Source organism: Gorillibacterium sp. CAU 1737 (genome assembly GCF_039888655.1).
In the GTDB taxonomy this organism is placed as follows: Bacteria; Bacillota; Bacilli; order Paenibacillales; family NBRC-103111; genus Gorillibacterium.
In genome coordinates this window covers 1-25816 of sequence record NZ_JBDQQO010000015.1, presented here as the reverse complement: position 1 = coordinate 25816, position 25816 = coordinate 1, and the positions used below count along the sequence as shown (strand labels likewise).

Sequence of the window (25816 nt, the reverse complement as noted above, 5' to 3'; positions counted from 1 at the left end):
ATCGGGCACAATCCCCCGGAACAGCAGGCCCACACGGTTGGATTCGGCACAGGGGAAATGTTGCGAAAGCCGCGCGGCTCTAAAGGGTTTCGCTTGTCGACGAGGGGCATCCGAGGTGTGTCGGAAATTTCTTGTCCCCGCCACCCGCTTTTCTGACAAACTTTCTCCGCCATGCCGCTTATAATAGGCAACACTAACCACTAGGTGGTGTGGACGAATGGAAATGGGAAAGGGGACAAGCGGGGCGATGGACGCGATTCGAAACGGATGGGATACGTGGAAGCAAGCAGGATGGACGGTTTTGCAACGAACAAAGTGGATGCAGCTGCTCTCGGTGAAACGCTGGGGGCTCTTGCTCGCGCTGATGGGGTTTTTACTTGGCCGGGCGGCCATTTTGGACCAGCTTGCGCCTTTTGCGCTCGCCTATTTCGCGGTCATTTATTATTTGCGCAAGGATCTGGCGCTTGGGGTCGGGATCGCGACAGCGGCGGGCTGTCTGCTCTCCTCGGTGGCGTACCCCATCGGCCTTCTTGGTGAGATGGCGGTATTCCTTCTCCTGCAGAAGGCGATGGAGAAATTCGAACGGACCGACCTGTCACATGCTCCGGTTCTTGCGGGGGCTTCGATTTTGCTTGTCCAACTCTTTTTGGCGTTGGTGGGGCCGGTGAACGGCTGGTTTCCGATCGTCATGGCGGTGATCGATGCCGGCCTCGGCCTTATTCTGTCGTTAATCTTCGTACAGGCGATTCCGATCTTCGCTCCGGCGCGCAAATCCTATCATTTGCGGAATGAGGAGATCATCTGCTTGATCATTCTGCTTGCTTCCGTCATGACAGGCACGGTTGGGTGGGGGCTTGGACCGGTGACGGTTGAGCATTTCCTGTCCCGCTACCTTGTGCTTTTGTTCGCCTTGGTGGGCGGGGCCCCGCTCGGGGCTTCGGTCGGCGTGGTGGCGGGGATGATCCTGAGCCTGGCCGACCCGAATGCGGTGTATCAGATCAGCTTACTGGCCTTTTCCGGGATGCTGGCGGGGCTGCTCAAGGAGGGCGGACGCGTTCCGGTAGCGCTCGGCATGCTGCTCGGCTCCTCGATCCTCTCGTTCTATATCGGGGATCAGGCGTCGGTGCTTCATTCCACTTGGGAATCGCTCGCCGCTATCGCGATTTTCTTGTTCACCAGCAGGGGGCTCGTGCATACGTTGTCCCGCTACGTGCCGGGTACGCAAGAAAACCTCAAGTCTCATTATGAATATGCCAAACGGATTCGAGATATTACGGCGAGCCGAGTGGAGCAGTTCTCGGAGGTGTTCCGTCAGCTGTCGCGCAGCTTCACCCAGCTTGCGGCGGAGGGGACCGGCGGCGAGCGCCGGAAGGCCGAGCAGGAGCATTTCATGGAAGCGGTGGCACAGAAGACCTGCGCGAATTGCTTTCGCCAGAAGGTATGCTGGAACGAAAAGTTTTACGATACCTACGCGGTGATGACAGAGATGATGTCCGCGATCGAGGGGGAGAGCAAGAACAAGCGGGAGAAGAGGGAGATTCGGCCCGAATGGCGAAACGCTTGCAAAAAGCCGGAGCAGGTTATGGCGACGATGAAGGAGCTGTACGCGCTCTATCGCAACGATCAGCATTGGCGGCGGCAGATCGTGGAGAGCCGCCAGCTGGTGGCGGATCAGCTCGTCGGCGTCTCGCAGGTAATGGAGGACCTCGCCCGTGAGATCAAGCGCGAGGGGCAGCAGCTCTACCTGCAGGAGGAGCAGATCCGCTCGTCGCTGGAGCAGCTCGGCCTCTCGGTGCTCAGTATCGACATCGTCAGCCTGGAAGAGGGCAACGTGGAGATCGAGATCGTGCACCAATATACGCGCGGCTTCGATGAATGCCGCAAGATCATTGCGCCGATGCTCTCCGACATCCTGGGCGAGACGATCACGGTGACCCAGGAACAGGCGACGGACCGCGGGCCGTCGTACAGCCTGGTCACCTTCGGCTCCGCAAAGGCGTTCGAGGTGCTGACCGGCGTCGCCGGGGCCGCCAAGGGCGGGGACCTGCTCTCGGGCGACAGCTTCACGGCCGTCGAGCTCGGCAATGGCAAATTTGCCGTTGCGCTGAGTGACGGCATGGGCAACGGCGAGCGGGCGCGGCTGGAGAGCAGCACGGCGCTTGAGATCCTGCAGCAGCTTCTGCAGTCCGGTATGGATGAGAAGCTGGCGATCAAATCAGTGAACTCCGTGCTCATGCTGCGTTCGCCGGAGGAGATCTACGCCACCGTGGACATGGCCATCATCGACCTGTACAACGCCGAGACGACGTTCATGAAGATCGGCTCGACGCCGAGCTTCATCAAGCGCGCGGGCGAGGTGATCCCGATCACGGCGAGCAACCTGCCGGTCGGCATCCTGAGCGACATCGAGGTCGACCTGGTGAGCGTGCAGCTCCTTCCCGGTGACACGCTCATCATGATGACGGACGGCATCTTTGATGCCCCCGGCTATGCGGTGAACAAGGAGCTGTGGCTGAAGCGCGTCATCCAGGAGATTCGCACGGACGACCCGCAGGAGTTTGCGGACTGCCTGCTGGAACGGGTCGTGCGCCATCAGCAGGGAGACATTCACGACGACATGACCGTCATCGTCGCCAAGGTGAGCCGCTTCCACCCCGAATGGGCCACCTTCCGTTGGCCCGGCGTGAGCCGAATAGAGCGACCGAAGGTGGTGAGCTAGGGGAGCGGTGTGGACCGGGGCCCACCCGACCGGTCTCCCTAACCTAACATAGTGGATGGAGAGGAAGAGCAGCCGCGAGGCTGCTCTTTTCCCTCTGTGCCCTTCTTAACGGTAGGGAAGAACTTCCTTCTCGTATAATGATGGAGGAATGCTATGCAGATCGAATCGATGGAGGGCATCAGATGGCTTTTAAGGATCATTTCAAGCAATTTCAATCCATTTCCGTATCGGAAGATATCTTCTTGCGCCAAGTGAATCCGGACCAAGATGTGCAAGCTTTCTATGACATTTATTGTGATGAGGAAGCCTTTTGCTATTTTGGCGGGTACAAGAAGCCCGGCAACAACGATGACACTTTCCGGAAGGTGCTGGTTAGCCGCATCCGCAACTTCGTTAACGGCAACGATTATTCTTGGACGGTTGTTTACAAAGGGAAAGTGGCCGGGCAAATCCAATTGTTTCATTTTCAAAACTCCAATACGTGCGCAGAGGTTGGCTTTTTTATAAAGAGGGAGTACTGGAACAAAGGAATCAACACGGCCGTGCTGAAAGAAGTCAGTCATTTTGCCTTTGAAACCATGAAGATCAAGCGGGTTGAGGCCCAAGTCCATACAAGCAATAAGGGCTCGCAAAGAACATTGGAGAAAGCCGGCTTCCTCCAAGAAGGCTTGTTAAGGCGCCGGTTTGAACGGGGGAGTAAGCACGATGATTGCTACATGTACTCCTTGCTATCACCCGCTCATGAGTAACTCTCTCTTTTTATGATGGGCACAGAGGCAGGTCTTTCAGTAGATCGTAGCCTTTCTTCCACACAATCTGGTAAACTACTCCTGCTGGAATCACGATTGCATCCAGACATCACCCAAAGGAGTATCCCTCTTGAAAAAACTGCTTTTGACTTGTATGGCCTTCATCCTCTTCTCCGCAGCCTGGGTAACGCCTGCTCTGGCCGGCTTTAAGGATGTGGACAGCAATCGCCAATACCAATGGGCCCAGCCGTCCATTGACGAAATGAACAAGCGGGGCATTCTGACGGGCTTCCCCGATGGAACGTTCCGGCCCGGCCAATCGGTGACCAAAGCGGAATTCACGGTCATGGTGTACCGCCTCTTCCCGCTGCTTCGCAACCCCGAGCCGCTTGCCATTAACGGAGTGCCGAAGAACCACTGGGCGAGCAAGGAGTTTGCCGAGCTGTACAGCACGATACGGCCCATCTATGCCGCAGACGTCCAAGACTACCAGGATGAAAGCTACCAGTATAAACCGGAAAAGAAAATGACCCGCTGGGAAGTGCTCATGACGCTGGACGCTCTGTTCGACCGAATGGCAAGACCTGACGAACCCGAGGAACTGGCCAAGGAGCTGGCCAAGGTGAAGGACGTTCCACAGCGCCGATTCTCTTCCTATGAAAACTATGAGAAAAGCGGGTTGCCCCTCTCCCTGATGTCTCCCCATCTGGCCCTCATCGAAGACGGAGAAGAGTGGTGGGGCAGCGATATGGATGCGGCCAAAGCAAGCGCGCTCTTCCGTTTCATAAAGCTGGGGATCATGACGCCAGATGCGAAGGGATACTTTTATCCAGACCGGCTGGTTACGCGCGCCGAGATCGTCACCATCCTCGATCGAATGCGAAAGGCTGCCGGAGAAGATTACGCCTACATAGAAATCGAGGATCAGGAAGAACCTCGGTCCTATCAGACCCTGGAGGCAGGCGGCGAAACGGCGTTTGGCGCCAACCTTTTTTACGGAGGACCGGATACCGATATTGTGGTGGTCCCTGCTCCTGAATGGAGTAAAAACGCGGGTGGGGTGGTCGTAAAGGCGAATCTGCGGATCGAGTCCCGTCAGGTGATGGACATCTATGTAACCGTTGCCGGCGAGACCACGAAGTATCCGTACGAAGAGTTTGCCAACGATGCTCAGATCGAGCTTACTGTTGATGGAGTAAAGAGCTTCCACGTCCGGGGAGAAGCCCGGTACCCCGAGCAGCTCACGGAAGAAACCGATAATGAAGTGATGATTTATGTGAAGGACGCAGCCGTCCCCTGGTATGAGTGGAGTTGGGAGGAAGAGTAGCCGGGAGGCTGCTCTTTTTTTGTTAGGCTCTGTTTTATTTCAATGTTGATTTATGACCAAAAGAAAACCGCCTTGAAAGGCGGTTGACTGGACCATTAACCCTTACCTCAAATTTAATTCACAACGGTTCTGGTTTTTCTAACCATTGGGTTACTTTTTCAACCATTTCTTGTCTTAAATCCTTTGGATTCTCAAGATCTTGTTGAGCCAATTTCAAATACTTTTTGGGAAACATTTTTTTCAGAGAGGACTGATACATATCACCGTCTTGAGGTTGTATGTATTCAATAACAGAATACTTCTCTCCATTTTTACTTAACTGAATCACGGCAGGAAGTGAATGCCCCTCTTGAAATTCTGTTCCAGTCGATTTATTAAAGCCACCATAAAAAGACCACATATAGACGGTTATTACCCCGTCCGATTCATTTGTGCCATACACTTTATGGATTTCAAATTGCTTTTCTGTTTCATAATGTGAGGATGAAGACATTTGAATCATGTGATCAGAAATGACTTCATTCATTTCTTTGGTTACATGCGTATCCCCGTCTTGTAAGGTAACCGCATTCCCACTACAACCAGCTAATAATAATGCTCCAAATAATATAAATAAAATTCTCGATTTGAAATTGTTCATCAAAAGTCTCATTCCTCCCATTGTAAAACAGGCATGATTTAACCAACATATTTTTCTTGTTCGATGCCGTAATCTCATATTCCTTGCTGTCTATATAACGGAACCGAGCCCAATAATGTTTCAAATATTTGGTTGCTACACCATTTAAGCGGTCCATCCATTTCTTCAAACGACTGTGATAGCTGTTTACGTTTTGGATGTGGTATACTCCCTTCACCCGTTGTTTGCCATCGGACTTGAATCGGTAGTGAGATAAGCCTTTAGCACTTGCATAGGCAGTGTGGCCAAAATGAAGCGAGGTTTCAGAATAAGGAGTGGCAAAATCGTTGGTCTTTAAATGTACATTCTTCACAAAAGTGGGGGTTATCCTGCTTTTTGTACTCGTAAACGTTATTGTCTATACTGGTCTACCCCGTTTAGCGTTTGTGGTGGCCTCGATTGCATCAGGAATAGCGATCCTTCTTCTTTTTTCCATTACTTATCGAATTCAGGATGACAAGCTGAGTAAGTACTTTTTTGCCTTCAAATGGGTTGAAATCCCGATCGGCGATATTGAGCTTGTTGAGTTTTATAGCCGTCGCGATATGGATGCCATCAACGTAAGCAGTCGTGAGGAGGCGAAGTATCGACTTTTGTTAAAAAGCCGGAATGTGATCACGTTCTCTTCCTCCCATAGGCACAAGAACAAGACCGTTGGTGAATACTTGTGCAAAAGGTATAAGATAAAGAAGCGAGTAACCAAAATCGTGATCAGTCCGTTGGGAAATCCTCGAGATGAAGGGGATGGTGAGTAAGGGGAGTAGCCAGTGGGCTGCTCTCTTTTTGTAGGGGACGGAGCGAATGTGGGAAAGGGAGGCCTGAAAAGGTAGAGGGGTTTTCTCCCTATCATTGATAGATGTATAATAATGGGATACAAATTGCCGGGGCATTCGTCGGTTGTAAAAAGTACGGGATGAGGATCTCATTATGATTAGAAACGCTTATTTTCAAAAACCTATGGTAAACATTGCGATTGTTATGGCGACCCTGCTCTACGCAGGGATAATGATCTCACTGCTTTTCTTTCTTGATCGACCTGTTTTGTCGGAGTATAGCTATAATCTCACTCCTTTTGAGACAATCAACCAGTATATCGTGAACAGAGATTACTTTAGTACGAGAACGTGGGTAAAGAATTTATTTGGGAATATCGTTCTGTTTATTCCTATAGGGATTTGCTTGCCGCTGCTTAATAGGGCGAATTTTCGATTTGTTAGGTTCCTTTTGATTGCACTAACCATCTTGGTCCTCATTGAAGGGACACAATTGATCACCCGCTTAGGAAGCTTTGATGTTGATGATCTTCTTTTGAATGCATTTGGCGCATGCATCGGATATGGAGTTATCCGTATTTTTATCAAGTCAGTTTTTAAGAGAAAGCCTTTTTGATTAGGTGAGGCATTTCCACAGTTGAGGAGTTGAATAGAGTGAATCCATTTCCGAAGGAACATGAGCTTATTGGTCTCTTTGAATCAGAGCCGCGCGTCCTGGATGAGGCAACTCCCTGGTTTTATAATAGCTTGTTCTTCACCTTAATCCGCGATCAGGATCGATTGGAGTGTTCTCTTGAGCCTGCACATGGAGTTCTGTCCCTTACGCTTAAGACTGGAGACCGAATCCTCTACGAACTGACTTTTGAAAACATAATTGGAATGGAGATTGAAAGGGGAACGGGGAAAGAACAGGCAACATTCCTGTTTAGTGACGAGGATACAATGAAGACACTCCTGCTGGAGACGAGGCCCGCGATCTGCTTGAGAACCACGAATGATAACAGTTTCCGCAAGTGAAGAAACCTATAGAAGACCAGAGGACAGGGGAAACGATATGGTTGACCAACTAGTAGAGTATGATAAAAAGAATGCGTCCACGTACCATCTGGTTTTCCGCTACATGCGCATTCTATTTATTATGCTCGGCCCTGTTTGCGCTTTCCTGTGTAATGCATAATAACGAGGCCAAGTCCATTCTTAGGCATCGCTATAGAATGAGGCCCGGTGGGCGGTTTTGGAGGTCCCGAGAATTTGACCGAATGCAGAGGAACATCTTGGTTGAGTACTTCAAGAGGAACCATCTGTACAATGAAGCCAAAATCAAGCTGATCCTGGAGGCATTGAACAAAGATATCGAAAAAAGAAAGCTTCCACCCCTGCTCATTCCGGGAATTTTCATCTCCCTCTTTATTCCGCTCTGGGTTCAAGTTCTCTCTTATTATTTCAAGAAGGTTACGGTGGATGCAGATGTGATCATTCTATTCGTGTGGGCAACAGGTGGCATTCTTATGGCCATCATGGCCGTGAATGGATGCAAATGGATCTACAATGAAGTGGCCGATGCCATCCGAATCGGTGAAGGTGGCCTTAGAAAGAATCTGGCGGAACGACTTGAGGATATGTTAATTCGCTATCCTGATGAGGAAGCCCTACAGAAAGGAACCACCTATGGTTCATAACCTTTTTCAAAGCTGGAGAGAGAAGAAACATCCCTTTCGTCAATTGAACATGGGACTGGTCAAGCAATACTCCATGATCGTGCCAAAGGGGGGGGCGGCTGAGTGGACTGCAACGGGATGGAAAGAGGATCATTCGTTCAAAGAGTTCCGCTACGAGCCGAAGGAGAATGAGGTGCTTTTATTGAATCGACCTGTTACCTTACTGGACATAGAGATGGAGAGCCTCGTAGGAAGGCGCATCGTGAATTTTTCGACGCAGCTGGGCTCCTATGGAACGGGCGGTCCCAGCTTCTTCGGATTACTGCTGGATCGGGCTGAGGGATACGAGTATTTGGTGTATACGATCTGGGCATCGGAGCAACACTTGACGATGGATGACCGCGTTGTGGGATGTCACATCAGGTATAACGCGGACTACCATCCCTGGGCTTCACGATGGGCAGGGGAGAGCGACGAGAATCAATGGGACGACCTATCGGGCGTTATCAACGGCAGTACCATTACGGGTGTCCATCTGTCGGAGGAGCAGTTCGTCATTGAGTTGGAGTCAAACGAAAACCAGCACACCATGACCTTTCATCGAATGAGCGATCTCTTGTCTCCGCAAGGCAATGGCCAACCGAGAAAGCCGGCTTTTGCCGAAGATCAAGGGCCCATAGGCAAGTACTTGATGTTTTGCCGAGAGAATGCCGTCTTGCATGTCTAGAGGACAACAGAGAGGATGAAGGGCATGACGCCTTTTGAAGTGGTCGTCAGATGGAATTCTTCTTTCCTTCGAGGCGAATCTCTGCCGGAGGAGGAACGGCTGGCCTCCGTTCATGTGCTGCTTCAAGCTGTCTGCGATCCTGAAACCGTCCGTCAATTCTATCGCAAAGGAGGGGCGGCAGATGGAGAGGAGCGTTATCGGTACCCCTTGTTTTATGTCCCTCCTTCTGACAAAGGCAAGAAGCACGTGACCCTCACCCGGGTCACTCCCCGCTCGCACCTTTTCTCCGCGAATGCATACGAGCTTGAGATTCTGGGCCTGCTTGCCATCCTGGGTCGGGAGAACGAACTCGTCCATGAGATGCTCTCCAAGACGAAGGAGCGGTTGTCCCGGACCTGCTTTGGACGGTTTTGCGAGGACGGCGAATGCTTTGAGACATCGATTCATGTTCTGCGGTTTTGGGGTCGGGCCTTCCCTGATGAGATGGCTTCGCTCGAGAAATTGCTTCATGGGATAAAGGCGCATATGGGGGATCGCTCACGCCATTCGGGGACCGCTTTTTATTATCGATTGGCCCTGTCAGAACTGCCGCTTGATCTGGTGCAGAGTGAAATCCGTTCCTCTCAGAATGAACTTCTTCGACAACTCGGCAAAAGCTATGTCATGAACAGCGAGAACGATCGGTACGTAAACGTAATGGCGAAATACATACTACGCAATGTTCTCTCCAGGCTGCCTGAGTATGAGTACCTTAAGAACAGGGAGCCCTACTTATCCGAGAGTGATGGAAGACTGCATGTTGACGTTTATCCGTTGGAATACCGTTGAGGGGAACAGGGGGACGAAAGAGTGGGGGATTTGGGTCAGGAAGCGCAGCGGCTGTATGAGAATCGGCTGATGAACACCGAAACGGAAGTGCGTAATTTTGAGGAAGCATTAGAAGAGCTGTATAGATCAGGGAACTATCGCATAATAGGCGGGTTGTGCAAAGCTTTCGACGATCAAACAGAGCAGGATGAAGTGATGTGGGGGCTAGTGCATGCGATAGAAGCTTTTGACGGCGAAGAGGCTTGTGCAGAGCTGGTCAAAGCCATGCCGGAGATGCTGGAGAGGGCTAACGAATGGTTGAAACTCTTAACCCGCCGGATTCTGAATCATAAGGATTATCGGGCCTTATACGGGGCAACGTTAAGCAAGGCAGATAAACGGACTAAGGAACTTCTTGTAGCGCTATTAAATGAAATAAAGGATAAGAATCCAACGAAATATGAAGCCTCCGTTTTAGAAGTTCTAATGTACCTCACATAGAACATAGGCCGCGTGTTTCAATCTATCGGTGGAGGAATCTTATCAGCCGAGAGTAGAGGATGCTCTATAATTTGAATTTCACCCGTGTGCGAAAGCGTGTGGGTGTTTTTTGCGTCTATGATGCCAAGGACGACTGGGACTATGATATATTGGGCATAATATCCAAAATTATAGAAGAGTGTGCAAGAAAATGTCGCAATTTTGCTGGGATCGCACAAATCCTCTTGATGAGCGGCGCTGTCATACCAACTGAGCTAGGAAGACAAGGTGGGGGAAAAATGGCTAGGACGTATTATGCAGAAGGCAGACAAGTAGCAAAGGCGATAACGGGATTGTCTCTTCTTGGGGGAATGGGAGTATACTTTGCAGTACCCGGATTGCACTGGGGCGTATTTTTTGGCATCTTATTTGGTTCGGTTCTCATAGGTGAAATCTGTGGAAATCGGTGGACAACCAAACGACGAAAGGCCAAGAAAGCGGGCACGACTTCGGCAGCAAAAAGGCGAGTCACCACTGAAGCGGCCAAAGCGAAAGGGAATCCTCGGGCTAACGCAAACCGGTCCCTGAGCCGTAAGTTCTCGGACACAGAAATTCTAAAAGCTGATGCTCAAGCTTTATCAGGAACGGACTTTGAACGATTGATGGAGCTTTATTATATGGATCAGGGTTATACCGTGCAAAGAATAGGTGGAGCGGGTGATCATGAGGTGGATTTGATTTTGAAAGGAAAAGAGGGCTACAAGATCGCTGTCCAATGTAAGAGGTGGAAACAGGACGTTGGTAACGATATTGTTTTGCGGCTTAAGGCAGGCAAACAGGTGCATGGTTGCTATGATGCCTGGATCGTGACAACGAGCAATTTCACTAAAGCAGCCAGGGAAGCTGCAGAACGATTAAATATCAGGCTGATCAATGGATTGATACTGGACGATATGTTGAAGAGGTGGAAGGGCAAGAAGCTTCGGGGTATGAGGTAGGTTTATAATAGAAATTTATTGCGATAATTGGTTTCTCGTAGTTTATAGCTTATTTAGTTATTGAAAAGTAATTAGAGGTACTTTAGGCGAATTTCAAGCAGCATATTTCTTAGTTCCACAATTTTATTGTGTTTTCTGTCAGCTAACTCAAATAATATGGGAACAATCATTATAGCTAGCCCTATTAACTGGATTAATAGTATTATTACGTTTATCGCTATTGGTTCAGGAAATTGGGTTAAAAATATTTTTAATTTTGCTGGAGGATAAGTACGAATTGCAATAGCTAATATTGTTCCACTGATACTAACCGTTTTCGAACTGAATTTGGGTTTCCTTAGCTTTATATTACAAATTTGAATTAGGGTTTCGATTTTCCCTTCGGTCCAATCTCTTCTATTGGGGTCATAAATAGAGTTTTGTTCCAAAATATTTATTAAAAGATCATACCGTTTTTTTTGATATTTTTCATTTGTTCCATATTTTTTTGCTCGAATAGAGTTAAATTCTTTGTTAATAATCCAAAGCATAATTACCATAGATATTATAAAAGGAATCATAAAAAGATTATTGTCTGTTACAGGAACTAGTTCGCCAAATATTAAAGAAATAACCATAAACAGGACAATCTTTCTCCATCCTTTTTTTGGGATAAATCGTAAGATTGTTTTTCTTGTGGACAAGTCTTTTTTGAACCTCATGAATATCTTTTCAAAGAGATACACTAGTTACTCACCTCTATTAATGTTTTGCATAGTAAACTTTACTTTAACAAAGGTATATCTAAATTTGTTGAGTTGAAAGTTAAATTAGTCACGAATTCTAGAATTTTTCATGGTTATTGAGAATGACCAATAATAGTTTAGTAAGATGGTTGGAGGACGACTGCTAAGGAGCAGATTGAGGGCCTAAAAAAGTTTACTATGATAAACAACGTCAATTTCAAAGAAATTAAACAGGATGGTTATTTACAAGAATAGGAAGGGCGATTATGACAATCAGACTTGGAGTAAAGTTAGCAGATACGGCTTCCGTAGCAACGGCTGGTATGTCTGGGAGTATTAACTGGCGAAACCGGACAGAGACGATGAGGTAATGCATAGATAGTACTGGGAAATGCATGCCTCCAGTGTCGCTTCCCTGTGAATGATTGAAGATGGACGTCGCGTAAATTTTATTTTTAACGGATCCATGGAGAGACCGCAGGGGAATGTTTTACGAGCCAGCCCTATGGAATGGTTGCGGTCTTCCAGGACCTGTACGGAAATCAGTGGGATCTGCTTCAATTGAACGAGGATCATCCGCTGATGAAGAGAACGAAATAACTCCTGTACCGGGAGACGGATAACACCTGTATGCGAGAGCATGCAGGTGTATTTTGATTGTTTGCTAAGGGCACTCGAATTGTACACAAGCAAATGGAACGTTGCCCCTTAAAAATCAAATAAATGCTACAAATAGAATCACAATATTTACCAAAAATATGATATTATTAGAAAAGAAAGCGCTTACTAAGTTGGAATTTGGTAGAGAGGGGGAACGTAAGGTTCGGGTCCCGTTGTCGGAGCATGCTCTTAGGTATGGTTTAACAGGCAGCACAATCATTTAGAAGATGGAGGGTTTGATATGTTCGCTAGGATGAAGAAAAGTGGAGTTTTCGGTCTGGCCCTTGTATTGCTGGCTACCGTAGTCTTTACCGGGTGGAGCACCCGAGCATCAGCGGCAACACCTATCACATCCGATTTCCGTTCGCTGCAGGCTTCGCAAGTGGTCTATGAAATGGGTGCAGGCTGGAATCTGGGCAATCAACTGGAGGCGACGGTGAACGGCACGCCAAGCGAGACGGCTTGGGGAAATCCGACCATTACTCCTCAGCTCATTCAGAAAGTGAAGGCTGCAGGCTTCAAGACCATCCGGATCCCGGTCTCCTATTTAAGCTATATTGGAGGAGCTCCCAACTATACGATTAACGAGACTTGGCTGAACCGGGTCAAGACGGTTGTGGATTACGCCTACAATGAAGGCCTGTATGTCATCATCAATATCCATGGCGATGGCTACAATACGATCCCCGGTGGCTGGCTGCTGGTGAATGGCGGCAATCAAACCGCCATTAAGGAGAAGTACCAGCGTGTTTGGCAGCAGATTGCGAACAAGTTCGTCAATTACAATGAGCGCCTCGTCTTCGAATCGATGAACGAGGTGTTTGACGGCAATTACAACAATCCGAATCCGTCCTATTACGCCAATCTCAACGCGTACAATCAGCTTTTCGTGAACACCGTACGTCAGACCGGCGGCAATAACAGCGCAAGATGGCTGCTCATTCCGGGCTGGAATACGAACATTGACTATACGGCAGGCAATTATGGCTTCGTTCTTCCGACCGATTCGTACCGTTCCTCCACCATTCCGAGCTCAGAAAAGCGCATCATGATCTCGGCGCACTATTACTCCCCGTGGGATTTTGCCGGAGAGGAAAACGGGAACATTACGCAATGGGGAGCGACCGCGACCAATCCGTCCAAGAAGTCGACCTGGGGTCAGGAAGATTACCTGAATGCGCAATTCAAGTCCATGTACGATAAGTTTGTGACGCAAGGGTACCCGGTGGTAATTGGCGAGTTCGGCTCCATTGACAAGACCACCTATGATTCCACCAACAATACGTACCGCGCCGCCTTTGCCAAAGCGGTTACTGCAACCGCCAAGAAGTACAAAATGGTTCCCGTCTACTGGGACAATGGCTACAACGGTCAGCATGGCTTTGGGTTGTTTAATCGTTCGATCAATACCGTAACCCAGCAAGGCATCATCAATGCCATTATGCAGGGGATGCAATAAAGCGTCTGAGAGGAAGCTCATGTGAAGGCAGCGTGATTCCGTTAAAGGAACGCGCTGTCTTTTCTATTGCAGAGAATAGATAATGGCTTCCCACGAATATGAGGTCGAAATGCAAATGTTTGTCGAATTGTAAAAAACAACCGAATACCCACATGGTATAGTGAAATGGTACTTCATGGATGGTTCCAATATTCTCAAGCGTTCGGAAAGGAACCTCACTATGATCAATCAACAGCTGATGGGCGAATATGACCTCTTTTTCAAAGAAGTGCCTCATTACGTCTACGGTGGGGTGGTTCAGGAAGAACGCTATGCAGAGCAGAAGACCAAGCTGCTTTTTCTCTTAAAGGAAGTCATTGACGAGACCAAGAACGATAAGTGGTCGCTGGTTGAGCTTATCGACAAGCAGATCCAAGAGATGAAATTCCTGACCATCTTCAAACGTTTGGGTGAGTTGAGCTATGGGTTCCATCACGGCTTTCCTCCCTACAATACCGGCGTCACACAGCCCGCTTGCATCAAGGAGGGGCTGGAGAATCTCGCTCTCATCAATTTGAAAAAGACGGGCGGCCAAAACGTCAGCAATATGGACGAGATTCGGACCCACGCCTTTGCTAATAAAGCTTTACTCCTTCAAGAACTCGAAATCATCGCCCCGGACCTTGTTATCTGCGGGGGAACGTTTGATGTGATCTGCGAGGTACTGGGTGTTCCTTATACCCATTCGGATTCCGGTGCGAGAGTGGCGCGCTATCCGAACATGCTATTGGTAGAATTTCTGCACCCCGGCTTCTACATGCTTAGCCCCAAGATCCTGTATGCCTATTTTAAAGAAGTAATGACACACCTTCCACCTGGTTAAGGTTCATTCCAATCATCGAATAGGGAGGCACCCTTTGATGAACAAGAAGCTCAAGCTGCTCGTTGTCTTCTCCTTGCTCGTTCTTTTCCTTGTCCAGCCGGTATCCGCAGCTTCCAAGACCGTCAAGATCAAAGTGACGCTTGACCGTGTCGAGCTAGTGGAGAACAACCATGTCGGGAACGAATGGTATACCACGGCTTATGTGAATGGTGAAGAAATTGGGGAAGGCGATACCGTCACGGTAACCCTGAAACCGACCGAAAGCGTCAAGCTGGAGGCCTATGCGGAGGAACAGGACAAGATCCCGGACGTGGGCACATCCTCTGCTTCCTTGAAGGCATCCTCCATCACGAAAAAGAAGGAAAAAGCGCTCACCGTCAAGGTTGTGGAAAATCGGGGACGTTACTCCGGGAACAGTGCCAAGTGGAAGTTTACGTTTACGATTAAGAAGTAAGAGCGCCGAAAGGCGTCCCTTTGATAAGGAGGAAAAGATGAAACAGCTCATTCTGATTTCCGATATGGAAGGGGCATCTGGCATTTTTGATTCGAATGGAGATGAACTGCTCACGGGGACAGAAAAGTGGGAGGATTACGGGCGAGACAAGATGACCTCCGACGTACGGGCCGTATGTGAGGCGGCCAATGAAGCGGGAGTGGACGAGATTCTTTACTACGACAGTCATTTCGCTGGAACTCCCGGATTCAATGTAAGGTTGGAGGAGTTGCCCGCAAATGTACGGGTATTCGATGTCCCCGACCGCTGTTTTTTCTGGAGACGGATAAGGGGACAGGCTCTCTTGAAGCCGTATGGAATTATCACGGTGGGACAGCACTCCAGATTAGGAGAAGACCATGCCTATTTTCCCCATACCATTCAATCTCCTCCCATAAAAGGGTACTGGCTGAACGACCGCCACATTGCCGAGATTGGATCGTCCGTCCTCCAATTCCACGGGACCAAGTACATTGCTAATATCGGATGCGCAGCCTCACAAAGGGAAGCCCGAGAACTGACTTCAACCGTTCATCACATTTCAGTGAAGGACAAAAAAAACGGATGGGAGCCCGGTGTGAAGGAGACTTTTTCGATTATCAAGGAAGGTGTTCTTCGTGCTCTGGATGACTATGACAATCTGGAGGAAGTTTCCCTTAAAGGTCCTTATCGTTTTCGGCTTGAGCTATGCGACGGATTTTATTTTGAACGGCCGGAGGCTTTCTCGTGGAGAGGGAGCTTTTCAAACCAAGAAGCAAGGTGGGAAGCTCCTTCCTTTGAGATCGGTTCCGAGTTATTCCATTATGTAAGGGAATGCATACGTAAAGCACCTTCGCAATGATAAAGATATGAGGGTGATCGTACTTGGGAAAGTTCAAAGTGGTCAGTTTGGACATGTTTCAAACCTTGGTGAATGTCGAATCCAGGGTGCAGCACATTTGGAAGCCGATCCTGGCAGATCGGTTTACTCCCGAACGGGCGGTGGAGAATGCTCGGCTCTTGCTGTCTCGTTTCCTGGTGCACTGGGCCGAGCGGAGAGAGGCAGGGTCATTCTGCTTATTGAAGGACGTCTACGAGAGAAGTTTCGTAGATGTATTCGAGCATGCGCAGGTATCCTATGACGTGTCCGAAGCGAGCACCATCCTCTTTCGAGAACAAGCGCAGTCTGAGTTCTATGAAGATACGCTTACCTTCTTGGATCACGTTACGAAGAAGTACTGCGTTTGTATCGTGAGCGATGCTGACGATGCCATGGTTCCAAGCTTTCACCAGGATTACAAAATCCAGCTGTTCACGTCGGAGCGTCATCGCTCTTACAAAAACGACGAGAACAACACCATGTTCAAAGAGATGCTTCGTCATTATGCAGTGGATGCCAGTCAAGTGATCCATATCGGCGACTCCGTTTCGGATGTAGCGGGAGCGAAACGCCAGGGGTTGGCAGCTTGCTGGTTGAATCGAGACGGGAGAACGTGGAGCCATGAATCCAAACCGGATTATATCGTCGAATCCCTTCATGAGTTGAGAGACATTCTATGACTCGGCGAAATGAATAGAGGGAAAGGGAGCTGGGGATGGAGCAAAGATAGCGGAGGGCGGTTGCTCGGAAGTGTTCGTCTGGGAGGACGCCGATAAGATCATCAAGCTGGCCAAGCCTAACACAGACGATGAGGCGATGCGAAGAGAATACCGAAACACCCTCGCAGCGTGGGAATGTGGAATTCCTGTACCGCGCCCCTATGAATGGTTGCAGGTGGAAGGACGCGCCGGAATCGTGTTTGAGCGGATCCATGGGGAGACCTTGGCAGCTCGTTTTATGAAGCAGTTGCAGCAGCCGTTCGTGGATACCTCGGAGTTGGAGGGAGAGGATATCCGACTAACCGCTCGCATTCTCCATGCCATCCATAGCCAATCCGCACCTACTCATCCGTTATCATCGCAAAAGGAAAGCTTTAAGCAGAACATTCGGTACACCAGCCATTTGACCTCCAAGGAGAAGAAAGGGGTGATGGCTGCCCTCGACCGACTTCCGGCCAAGCACGTCCTCTGCCATGGCGACCCCAATCCCGGCAACATTATGGTCAGAGATGATGGCAGCTCAGTCATCCTTGATTGGATGAATGCGACGGTAGGCAATCCGGAAGGAGACCTTGCCGAGTATATCATCATGATTCGGTACGCCGTACTGCCCGAAGATCTACCTAGCGAACTCCGAAAAAGCTTTACTGCTTTTCGAGAAGCGGTCATCGACACCTTCATGGACGAGTATACGAGGCTCTCCGGATTAACCTATGAAGAGGTTTATCCATGGATTATGCCTGTCGCGGCAAGAAAGCTGTCCGCTGATGCAATATCGGAGGAAGAGAAGGGACAGCTGGTTTCGTTTATTCAGCAAAACCTGTAAAGAGAGGGCGTACGCCCTCTCTTCTTTATGTAGGAAGTTTTTATCTAGGGAACAATGCCGGTTAGCGGTCCTTCTTGTAGATTCCCTCTGCCGTAACATTGTGCCCGTAGACAGGGCCTCCGTCCTCGACTATCTCAAAGGTGCCGTCCGAGTAGAAATAAAAGATCATCTCATAACCGTACTCTTCATCCCGATAGATGGCCGATTGCCCGCTTTCCGTGATGGAGGCTTCCGCATTCTCCAGGTTCCCTAGGTTTACGTTTCCGAGCTTAAGCCCTTCCTCGCCCCCGTTGACGTGGTGTCCATCGAATGAAAAAGATACCTGGCTGTCGGTAATGCGCTTGATGGTGATCGTTCCGGCTTGGTACTCCGAGGACCCCTCTCGGGTGTAGGTCCCACGAAAGCGGTTGATGTCCACGGGCTCTGCCAGCTTGAGCACCTGCTTCACGGTAAGAGTTCGGGTCGTGGCAGAATGCGCGATCCGATGCTCCAGTTCCTTGTCCTCCAGGAAGTTGCCCCACGAATCATTTTTGAAGATGAAGGCCTTTGAGAAAGGAACCGTTCCCTCCCGACCTGCCCCGGTGATAAAGTCGGCGATGACGATTATATCCGTATAGCCGGATTTAAGACTGTGCGGATCGATATCGGCGAAAGCAATGGCCTCAAAGGAGCTCAGCATCGGATACGAGTCCTCCCCCTCCGGCTTCATGATCTGGTACTCTACCCCGTTCATGGAGGCGATCAAATAAAAAGGAGGCAGCCCTTCGCCTACGGAATTTATGGTTACCGGTGTAATCGTGAGCTTGCCGATCCCTTCGAAATCGTGAATAAACACATGCTTGGCTTCCACCTGGTACCCCTGCTCCAGGTATTCATCGAGTTCGGTTTTTCGATTTGACCCCTTAGCAGCCTGCTTATCCGTAGGCGAGACAGTCGGGGGGACAACGGTGGCGGAGGCCGATTCCTCTTTCACGGGAGAGGCTGCGAGCGGGGAGGGGGACTCAGCTAAGGCGGTGGTAGAGCTAGTGGACGGGGTCGCCTGTCCGACGGGCTCCTTGCCTTCTTCACGGTTGTCCTTGCATGCGGCAGTTGCGGCGGCTAAGGCTAGCAACAGCAAGAGCGACAAAAGCTTGCGGTTGGTTCCATTCATACGGAGGCCTGCTTTCTTCCTAATGTTCTTTATTTATTTGGCAGCAGCTTGCGGTGCTGGCGAGAGACGAAGCGAAAATAGCGGTGCAGCAGCTTGCGGGTTCCATAGGCGATTGCTCCGAGGAAGAGTGCCACGACGAGTGCATACGGAAGGCTCCAGATGGCGGGAACGTCGTTTTCTCCCGCCAGGCTCATGCTGATCCAGTTCACCCCAAACGTGCGCAGTAGCCCGGCCAGGGGAGTGACGGCGGCACAAAACCCGAAGCCGTAAGTGATGGTGGCCAGCAAGGGAACGACCATCGCGCTCAGCAGGCCGGTGGTGCTGTAAAAGCTGATCATGAGCCAAATGTTTCGCAGGGGGCTCTTCCATTCCCTCTGCAGGAAATAATCGCTTTGATAGGCTTTCGCCAACCGAACGGGATCCCCCAATCGGTTCAGAATAGCCGCTTCGGACAGACCATCGGAGATCCCGTCGAAAATGGTGCTGTCAATCTCCCGGATGGCATCGAGCCGCTCTTCCTCTGGAAGATGACGAAGGCGTTCGCCAAAGGCATTCAGATAGGTCTCACGGTTCCAACTCATAGCCAGTTCCTCCCTTTGTTATCGGTTTGCAGGTCCTCAATCGCCTGCGTGATCTTCTCCCATTCGGCGGACATAGAGGCGAGCAGTTCGCAGCCGCTTGCCGTTAAAGCGTAATATTTGCGAGGCGGGCCCGTTTCGGATTCCCTCCAGCTCGACTCGATGTACTGTTCTTTCAAAAGGCGGCGCAGCAGCGGGTATAAGGTGCCTTCCGTAACGGCCAGGAAGTCCCAGCGGTTCAAGGTGGTCACCAGCTCATAACCGTAGCGGGGTTCTGTGCCGATGAGGCGCAGGACACAAAATTCGAGAAGTCCTCGGCGCACCTGGGAAACCCATTCGGTAATCTCCATCATTTTCCTCCCCCTCATGGACCAATGTACCACACAGTACCTTGCAGTGTACAGTACCTATTTTGAACAGGTTGCTCAAGGGTAGGAGGGCACTGGTTTAGAAGTCTCTCACGAAGGCAAGACTGGAAGTAGAGAGACACAAGGAGGCAAGCCCAAGATGAAACAGATCATCCTGATTACAGACGGCTGCTCAAATGTGGGCGTCAGCCCAGTGGTGGCGGCAGCGCATGCGTTGTCCGAAGGAATTACGGTAAATGTTGTGGGTGTGGTCGATCAAGGAGAGATCGGGTTGCTCGGATCAGAAGAGATTCGTGAGATTGCTCGGGCCGGAGGAGGGCTCTCCCGAATGGTAGGCTCAGCTAACCTGTCGCAGACGGTGCAGATGATGACGCGTAAAACCGTCTCCCATACGATCCGACAGGTGGTGGGAGCCGAGCTGAAGGCGATCATGGGCCGAGAATCTGTCGAGCTCACCGATCTGCCGCCGGATCGGCGTGCCGAAGTGGTCCGCGTGATCGACGAGATGGAAGAGACGGCAGCCCTTGAGGTGGCCCTGTTGGTCGATGCAAGTGCCAGCATGAAGCCGAAGCTCATGGCCGTCCGCGAAGCCGTGCGCGACTTGATGAGGAGCCTGGAAGCCCGCTCTGGCGAGAGCCGCCTGGCTGTCCTCCGGTTTCCCGGAACATCGGGGGAAGAGGTTCGCGTGGAGCAGGCTTGGTCGAACCGCCTTGCAAAAGTGGGCGAGTTATTCTATAACATAAACATGAAGGGAACGACACCGACCGGACCTGCGCTGCTTCGCGCCGTCAGTTATTTTGCGGAGGGCAGTGCCGGAAGCAGGCTTCACGAGAAAGCCACGGAATCGACCGATGCATATCGGCAGAAGAAGGACGGGATTTGGAGTGACTACGTCGTATAGGCCCGAACCGGCCGCCGGAACCATTCTGACGGGCAAGTGGAAAGGCCGCTCCTATCGCGTGCTCGGCAAGCTGGGCGAAGGGGCGAACGGAACGGTATTTCTCGTCAGCTGCGAGGGGCGCAGGCATGCGCTGAAGGTCGGCCTCGATGCAGCAGACGTCCAATCGGAAGTGAACGCGCTTACGGCCATCACGGCAGGGGGAGGCCCGCTCGCCGGATTTCTCGTGGACACGGATGATTTCATCTGGAAGGGCACGAGTTATTCGTTCTACGTGATGAAATATGTAGAGGGGCTTCAATCCGCTGTCTTTTTGGATAAGGAGGGCTCCGAGTGGCTCAGCGTGATTGGGCTGAAGCTGCTCGTTCAACTGACCCACCTGCATGAACGCGGGTGGGTATTCGGCGATCTTAAGACCGAGAATGTGCTCGTTTCCTCCTATGGAGAGGCCCATCTCGTCGACTTCGGCGGGTTGTCGCCGATCGGCCGCTCGGTCAAGCAATTTACCGAAATCTATGACCGCGGCTATTGGAACGCGGGGACACGGACGGCGGATGCCGGCTACGATTTGTTTGCGTTCGGTATTCTCTGCCTGCGGCTCTTGGGGGCGGGCGAGGAGTGCTTCCGGCGTGATTTGCTGCCGCAAAACCGCAGCCCGGAGCTGCTCTTGAAGGCGGCGGAGGCATCGGCCTCCTGCCGTCCTTATTTGCCCTGCCTCCGCCGCCTGCTTGGCGGGGGTTATTCGTCCAGCCGAGAGGCCTGCGAGCATTGGCGAGCGACGGTCTACTCGTGGAACAAGCGCCCCGTGCGCAAAAGCTCCGCCCTCGGAAAGGGCTTCAAGACGGGAATCGCCGTATCTGCGATTCTATTTCTTTCGGTGGTGTATTTATATATACGAGACTTGATGTGAAGCCCGTAAGGAAAAGGGGAAGAACCCAATGCAGGAACGAGAGCTTAAGGAAAGGATTCGCCGGGAGGGCAGCTTCGTTCCGAATGATGCGGTGGTCGCGGCGGTTTCCGGCGGGCCGGATTCGATGGCGCTCCTCCATCTGCTCGCTCGATTGGCGCCGGAGCTTGGGCTTCGGCTTACCGTCGCCCACGTGAATCACGGCTTTCGCGGCGAGGAATCCGATGCGGACGAGCTGCTCGTCCGCACCTGCGCCGCAGAGCTCGGCCTGCCTTGCCGCGTGGCCCGCTTGGATATGCCCGCCTACATCCGCGAGACGGGCATGAACGGGCAAGCGGCCTCGCGCGAGCAGCGCTATCGGTATCTTGCCTCCGTCGCCCGAGAATGCGGCGCGACCAAGATCGCGCTCGCGCACCATGCGGGCGATCAGGCGGAGACGGTGCTCATGCGATTTCTCCGCGGAGCAGGTCCGGCCGGGCTCTCCGGGATGGCGGCGGAACGAACTTTTGCAAATGTGGAACTTATCCGCCCCTTCCTTCGTATAAACAAGGACGCTCTTGTCAGCTATTGCGAGACGGAGGGCATTCCGTACCGAATCGACAGCAGCAACCTCAAGCGCGTCTACACCCGCAACCGGCTCCGGCTGGAGCTAATGCCGACGCTTACGGCTTATAATCCTCGACTGGAGGAGACCCTTGGTCGACTGGCTGAGGTCATGCAGGCGGAGAATGCCTATCTGGCAAAAGCCGCAGAGGCCGCTTTTGCGGAGCTGGTCCGTCCGGCAAAAGGGGGATTTGCCTTTTCCCGGAGCGCTTTCGCGGGGCTCCATCTCGCTTTACAAAGGCGGTTGATTAAACTACTATTAGATTATCTTGCCACCGGAACGGATAAGCAGGAGGATTTCGGCTACACCTTGACGGAGCTCGCTCGAGAGGCGGTGCTGCGGGAGGGGCCCCCGAATTTCACCCTCGACCTTGCGGGGAACCTGCAGCTTTGTCGCGAATACGACAGAGTGGAGCTTATGGCGCCATCCGAGCCGCATCCATTCCTTCATTATATAGGAGCGGATGACGCAGGGTCTTTTTCGCTTCGGCTGGAAGAGACCGGAGGACGACTCGTCGGGTTTACGACGAGGGACCGGAAGGAGCTTCCGAACCAGGGCAGGAACGGACGGGATTACGCTATATTCGATCGCGAGACGCTGGAGTTTCCGCTTCGAGTTCGAAGCCGACAAGCTGGGGATCGCATTGAGGTGCTGGGATTAAAGGGCGTCAAAAAGGTAAAAGATATCTTCATTGATGAGAAGATCCCCGCCCGCAGACGTGAAGTCTGGCCCCTTGTTGAAGGGGACAACGGCCTCATTCTATGGCTTCCCGGCCTTCGTCAAGCCGCGCATTCCGTCGTGACAGAGAAGACGAGGCTCTTCTTTTGCATGACGTTTATCGGGTTCGAGGATGAACCGCTCGGCTCGAATGCATCACAGCATGGATTCATAGGATAATTGTGGGAGGGTCAACGGTTGCAAAACGACATTAAGGAAATCATGTACACCGAAGAACAGATTCAAGCGAAGATCCGGGAACTGGGCGAACAGATCAGCCGCGAATACGAAGGGAAAAATCTGTTTGTCATTTGTGTCCTGAAGGGCGCGTTCATCTTCATGTCCGATCTGGTCAAAACGATCACAATCCCGCTCGAGCTCGACTTCATGGCGGTCTCCAGCTACGGAGCCTCCACCCGTTCCTCCGGCGTGGTTCGCATCATCAAGGACCTTGATGTACCGGTGGAAGGCCGCGAAGTGCTGATCGTGGAAGACATCATCGACAGCGGGATGACGCTGAGCTACCTGATTGATCTCCTGGAAGGGCGCGACGCAAAATCCGTGAAGGTTGTGGCTCTGTTCGACAAGCCCGCCCGCCGCACCGTTCCGCTGGAGCCGGATTACCGGGGCTTTGAGATTCCGGATGAATTTGTTGTGGGCTACGGTCTCGATTACGCCGAGAAGTACCGCAACCTTCCCTATGTGGGCATCCTCAAGGAATCCGTCTACTCGGGAGAATAAGGATTGGATTCATTCCTGCCGCGCCGCCGGAGGGCCCCCCTTCGGTTCAGTTGAGAAGCAAATTGGCGCTGTGGTAAAATAAAACAAGCATGAGAGGAGGTTGGGGATGAATCGAATCCTCCGCAGCACCGGCTTTTATCTGCTAATTATTTTGATCATTATCGGAATCGTCCGTGTCATTGCAACCCAGAATGAAATGGAGACGGAGAAGACCTACAGTCAATTCCGAAATGAACTGCAAAATATAGCGAACCAGTCGACTGCCAACACCATCAAGTCCATCACCATTCAGCCGGAAGGCGGCATGTATGTCATCCATGGGTCGTACTATGAGGGCAAAACCTTCCGTACGATCGCTCCCAATACGGATGAAACCGACAAGCTGGTCGCATCCGCAGCCGATTCCGTAACCGATCCGAATAAAGCCTTGAAATACCAGTACGAGAAACAGCAAGGAACGAGCATCTGGCTCACGTTCCTGACCTCGCTCTTCCCGCTCATCATCATCTTCATCCTGTTCTTCTTTATGATGAATCAGGCACAGGGCGGCGGCGGCAAGGTCATGAACTTTGGCAAGAGCCGTGCCCGGATGTACAACGAAGAGAAGAAGCGTGTCACGTTCGAGGACGTGGCCGGTGCGGATGAAGAGAAGCAGGAGCTCGTGGAAGTTGTCGAATTCCTGAAGGACCCGCGCAAGTTCGCCGCTGTCGGCGCCCGCATTCCGAAGGGCGTGCTGCTCGTCGGCCCTCCGGGTACCGGTAAGACGCTGCTTGCCCGTGCGGTAGCAGGGGAAGCTGGCGTTCCCTTCTTCAGCATCTCCGGTTCTGACTTCGTGGAAATGTTCGTCGGTGTCGGCGCTTCACGGGTTCGCGACCTGTTTGAGAACGCGAAGAAGAACGCACCTTGTATCATCTTCATTGACGAAATTGACGCAGTTGGTCGTCAGCGCGGCGCCGGACTCGGCGGCGGACATGACGAACGCGAACAGACACTCAACCAGCTGCTTGTTGAGATGGACGGCTTTGGAGCCAACGAAGGCATTATCATCGTGGCCGCTACCAACCGTCCCGACATTCTCGACCCGGCCTTGCTCCGTCCAGGCCGTTTCGACCGGCAAATCACCGTCGATCGTCCGGATGTCAAGGGGCGCGAAGCGGTACTCAAGGTACACGCCCGCAACAAACCGCTGGCCAAGGACGTTCGCCTCGACACGCTGGCCCGCTATACCACCGGTTTCACCGGAGCGGATCTGGAGAACCTGCTGAACGAGTCGGCTTTGATCGCCGCTCGCCGCAACCGGAAGGACATCTCCATGGCGGAAGTGGAAGAAGCCTACGACCGCGTAATTGTCGGGACGCAAAAGAAAAGCCGCGTCATCAGCGAGCGCGACAAGCGTACGGTGGCTTACCATGAAGCCGGCCACGCCATCATCGGCTACTATGAACGCAATGCCCATATGATTCACAAGGTCACCATCGTTCCACGGGGACGTGCTGGCGGGTATGTTATGATGCTTCCGAAGGATGCAGAGGATCCGCTTGTGGTGACCAAGACCGAGCTGCTAGATCAAGTGACCGGCTTGCTGGCCGGCCGCGTATCCGAGGAGCTGTTCATCGGAGAGATCGGCACCGGAGCGTATGACGATTTCCGGAAGGCGACTGACATCGTCCGCCGCATGATCGTCGACTACGGCATGAGCGATAAGCTGGGGCCGATGCAGTTCGGCCATTCCCAAGGCGGGCAGGTCTTCCTGGGCCGCGACCTGGGTCATGAGCAGAACTACAGCGACGCCATCGCTTATGAGATCGATCAGGAAATGCAAGTCATGATCCGCCGTTGCTATGAGCGGGCTCGCGAGCTTCTGCAGGAGTACAGTGACAAGGTTCACCTCGTCGCCAAGACGCTGCTTCGCCGTGAAACCCTCGATAAGGAGCAGATCGTTCAGCTGATCGAGAACGGCTTTATCGAAGGCGACGATGGCCTCACAGAGGGAGAATCGACGACGTCGGAGGAAACTTCGATCAGTGCCGATGATGTCAAAGTGAACATCCAAAGCCAGGATCAAGATAACGAAGCCAACAAGCTTGGCGAGATCGGCCGGGGCACGGATGGTGCTTCGAACGACGAGCCGAACGAAGACAAGTAAGCGAAGCAGGGAGGCGGGCCATGAGGCCGCGCTCTCCCGCATAGCAAAAGCCGGACTCCCCTTGTGAAGTGCACCCCTTAGAATAGACATTGGAAAAACCCCCTGGGAAAATCCGATGAAAATCTAGGGGGTGCATTTTTTATGGCGAGAAAAGGACAGAAGTTCCAGTCGTATACGGAAGAATTGA

General features: G+C 51.6%; 27 protein-coding genes and 2 pseudogenes. 23 read left to right on the top strand and 6 right to left on the bottom strand.

Annotation, left to right across the window (positions count from 1 at the left end):
• The first annotated feature begins 223 nt into the window (after positions 1-223).
• From spoIIE to AAFN83_RS21005, 3 genes are all read left to right on the top strand, one after another.
• A complete protein-coding gene (gene spoIIE, locus AAFN83_RS21015; RefSeq protein ID WP_481810539.1) occupies positions 224-2719 on the top strand; it encodes a stage II sporulation protein E in 2496 nt (831 codons plus the stop codon).
• Positions 2720-2901: 182 nt separating this feature from the next.
• The gene (locus AAFN83_RS21010; protein WP_347773045.1) at positions 2902-3468 is read left to right on the top strand and encodes a GNAT family N-acetyltransferase; all 567 of its coding nucleotides are present in this window, start codon (positions 2902-2904) and stop codon (positions 3466-3468) included.
• Between the two features lie 130 nt (positions 3469-3598).
• Positions 3599-4795 carry an S-layer homology domain-containing protein gene (locus AAFN83_RS21005; RefSeq protein ID WP_347773043.1) on the top strand — a complete coding sequence of 399 codons (1197 nt, stop codon included), beginning with the start codon at positions 3599-3601 and terminating at the stop codon, positions 4793-4795.
• A gap of 118 nt (positions 4796-4913) precedes the next feature.
• On the opposite strand, the gene AAFN83_RS21000 is transcribed toward AAFN83_RS21005, so the two are convergent.
• Positions 4914-5435, bottom strand: a complete 522-nt coding sequence (locus AAFN83_RS21000) for a hypothetical protein (protein WP_347773041.1) — start codon at positions 5433-5435, stop codon at positions 4914-4916.
• A gap of 111 nt (positions 5436-5546) precedes the next feature.
• Positions 5547-5652: pseudogene (locus AAFN83_RS22180) on the bottom strand (IS1595 family transposase); the annotation flags it as partial.
• Positions 5653-5749: 97 nt separating this feature from the next.
• Between AAFN83_RS22180 and AAFN83_RS20990 the strand changes: the two are divergent.
• From AAFN83_RS20990 to AAFN83_RS20955, 8 genes are all read left to right on the top strand, one after another.
• Positions 5750-6229: a hypothetical protein gene (locus AAFN83_RS20990; RefSeq protein WP_347773138.1), complete on the top strand. Its 480-nt coding sequence runs from the start codon at positions 5750-5752 to the stop codon at positions 6227-6229.
• A gap of 172 nt (positions 6230-6401) precedes the next feature.
• A complete protein-coding gene (locus tag AAFN83_RS20985; protein WP_347773039.1) occupies positions 6402-6863 on the top strand; it encodes a VanZ family protein in 462 nt (153 codons plus the stop codon).
• Positions 6864-6901: 38 nt separating this feature from the next.
• Positions 6902-7264 carry a hypothetical protein gene (locus AAFN83_RS20980; RefSeq protein ID WP_347773037.1) on the top strand — a complete coding sequence of 121 codons (363 nt, stop codon included), beginning with the start codon at positions 6902-6904 and terminating at the stop codon, positions 7262-7264.
• A gap of 323 nt (positions 7265-7587) precedes the next feature.
• Complete coding sequence (locus AAFN83_RS20975) at positions 7588-7926, top strand: hypothetical protein (RefSeq protein ID WP_347773036.1); 339 nt, start codon at positions 7588-7590, stop codon at positions 7924-7926.
• Complete coding sequence (locus AAFN83_RS20970) at positions 7916-8632, top strand: hypothetical protein (protein ID WP_347773034.1); 717 nt, start codon at positions 7916-7918, stop codon at positions 8630-8632. Before AAFN83_RS20975 ends, AAFN83_RS20970 begins: the two co-directional genes overlap by 11 nt.
• A gap of 24 nt (positions 8633-8656) precedes the next feature.
• Positions 8657-9460 carry a hypothetical protein gene (locus AAFN83_RS20965; RefSeq protein ID WP_347773032.1) on the top strand — a complete coding sequence of 268 codons (804 nt, stop codon included), beginning with the start codon at positions 8657-8659 and terminating at the stop codon, positions 9458-9460.
• A 21-nt stretch (positions 9461-9481) separates the two neighbouring features.
• A complete protein-coding gene (locus AAFN83_RS20960; protein WP_347773030.1) occupies positions 9482-9940 on the top strand; it encodes an Imm30 family immunity protein in 459 nt (152 codons plus the stop codon).
• 71 nt (positions 9941-10011) lie between these two features.
• Positions 10012-10917: a restriction endonuclease gene (locus AAFN83_RS20955; RefSeq protein ID WP_347773028.1), complete on the top strand. Its 906-nt coding sequence runs from the start codon at positions 10012-10014 to the stop codon at positions 10915-10917.
• A 71-nt stretch (positions 10918-10988) separates the two neighbouring features.
• Here the strand turns inward: AAFN83_RS20955 and AAFN83_RS20950 are convergent, their stop codons facing one another.
• Entirely contained in the window at positions 10989-11600 is a 612-nt protein-coding gene (locus tag AAFN83_RS20950) for a hypothetical protein (RefSeq protein ID WP_347773026.1), read from the bottom strand.
• 540 nt (positions 11601-12140) lie between these two features.
• On the opposite strand from AAFN83_RS20950, the pseudogene AAFN83_RS20945 reads away from it, so the two are divergent.
• The 7 genes and pseudogenes from AAFN83_RS20945 to AAFN83_RS20915 form a co-directional block, all read left to right on the top strand.
• Positions 12141-12242 (top strand): annotated as a pseudogene (locus AAFN83_RS20945) (VOC family protein); the annotation flags it as partial.
• A gap of 301 nt (positions 12243-12543) precedes the next feature.
• Entirely contained in the window at positions 12544-13761 is a 1218-nt protein-coding gene (locus AAFN83_RS20940; protein WP_347773024.1) for a glycoside hydrolase family 5 protein, read from the top strand.
• A 175-nt stretch (positions 13762-13936) separates the two neighbouring features.
• Positions 13937-14623: a hypothetical protein gene (locus tag AAFN83_RS20935; RefSeq protein WP_347773022.1), complete on the top strand. Its 687-nt coding sequence runs from the start codon at positions 13937-13939 to the stop codon at positions 14621-14623.
• A 37-nt stretch (positions 14624-14660) separates the two neighbouring features.
• Complete coding sequence (locus tag AAFN83_RS20930; RefSeq protein ID WP_347773020.1) at positions 14661-15077, top strand: hypothetical protein; 417 nt, start codon at positions 14661-14663, stop codon at positions 15075-15077.
• Between the two features lie 37 nt (positions 15078-15114).
• Positions 15115-15957 (top strand): M55 family metallopeptidase, encoded by an 843-nt coding sequence (locus AAFN83_RS20925; protein ID WP_347773018.1) that lies wholly within the window; start codon positions 15115-15117, stop codon positions 15955-15957.
• A 23-nt stretch (positions 15958-15980) separates the two neighbouring features.
• Positions 15981-16655 (top strand): HAD family hydrolase, encoded by a 675-nt coding sequence (locus tag AAFN83_RS20920; RefSeq protein WP_347773016.1) that lies wholly within the window; start codon positions 15981-15983, stop codon positions 16653-16655.
• Between the two features lie 13 nt (positions 16656-16668).
• Positions 16669-17520, top strand: a complete 852-nt coding sequence (locus AAFN83_RS20915) for a phosphotransferase family protein (RefSeq protein ID WP_347773136.1) — start codon at positions 16669-16671, stop codon at positions 17518-17520.
• 61 nt (positions 17521-17581) lie between these two features.
• Here the strand turns inward: AAFN83_RS20915 and AAFN83_RS20910 are convergent, their stop codons facing one another.
• The 3 genes from AAFN83_RS20910 to AAFN83_RS20900 are packed head-to-tail and all read right to left on the bottom strand — an operon-like array spanning position 17582 to position 19601.
• On the bottom strand, positions 17582-18670 hold the full coding sequence (locus AAFN83_RS20910; RefSeq protein ID WP_347773014.1) for a hypothetical protein: 1089 nt from the start codon (positions 18668-18670) through the stop codon (positions 17582-17584).
• Positions 18671-18699: 29 nt separating this feature from the next.
• Positions 18700-19251: a DUF1700 domain-containing protein gene (locus AAFN83_RS20905; protein ID WP_347773012.1), complete on the bottom strand. Its 552-nt coding sequence runs from the start codon at positions 19249-19251 to the stop codon at positions 18700-18702.
• Positions 19248-19601, bottom strand: coding sequence for a PadR family transcriptional regulator (locus AAFN83_RS20900; RefSeq protein WP_347773011.1), 354 nt, complete (start codon positions 19599-19601; stop codon positions 19248-19250). Before AAFN83_RS20900 ends, AAFN83_RS20905 begins: the two co-directional genes overlap by 4 nt.
• Positions 19602-19755: 154 nt before the next feature.
• Between AAFN83_RS20900 and AAFN83_RS20895 the strand changes: the two genes are divergently transcribed.
• The 5 genes from AAFN83_RS20895 (at position 19756) to ftsH (ending at position 25629) form a co-directional block, all read left to right on the top strand.
• Entirely contained in the window at positions 19756-20517 is a 762-nt protein-coding gene (locus AAFN83_RS20895) for a vWA domain-containing protein (protein WP_347773009.1), read from the top strand.
• Complete coding sequence (locus tag AAFN83_RS20890) at positions 20501-21424, top strand: protein kinase domain-containing protein (RefSeq protein WP_347773007.1); 924 nt, start codon at positions 20501-20503, stop codon at positions 21422-21424. Before AAFN83_RS20895 ends, AAFN83_RS20890 begins: the two co-directional genes overlap by 17 nt.
• A gap of 28 nt (positions 21425-21452) precedes the next feature.
• The gene (gene tilS / locus AAFN83_RS20885; RefSeq protein WP_347773005.1) at positions 21453-22922 is read left to right on the top strand and encodes a tRNA lysidine(34) synthetase TilS; all 1470 of its coding nucleotides are present in this window, start codon (positions 21453-21455) and stop codon (positions 22920-22922) included.
• 18 nt (positions 22923-22940) lie between these two features.
• The gene (gene hpt, locus AAFN83_RS20880; RefSeq protein WP_347773003.1) at positions 22941-23483 is read left to right on the top strand and encodes a hypoxanthine phosphoribosyltransferase; all 543 of its coding nucleotides are present in this window, start codon (positions 22941-22943) and stop codon (positions 23481-23483) included.
• A gap of 106 nt (positions 23484-23589) precedes the next feature.
• On the top strand, positions 23590-25629 hold the full coding sequence (gene ftsH / locus AAFN83_RS20875) for an ATP-dependent zinc metalloprotease FtsH (protein ID WP_347773001.1): 2040 nt from the start codon (positions 23590-23592) through the stop codon (positions 25627-25629).
• The last annotated feature ends 187 nt before the right edge of the window (positions 25630-25816 follow it).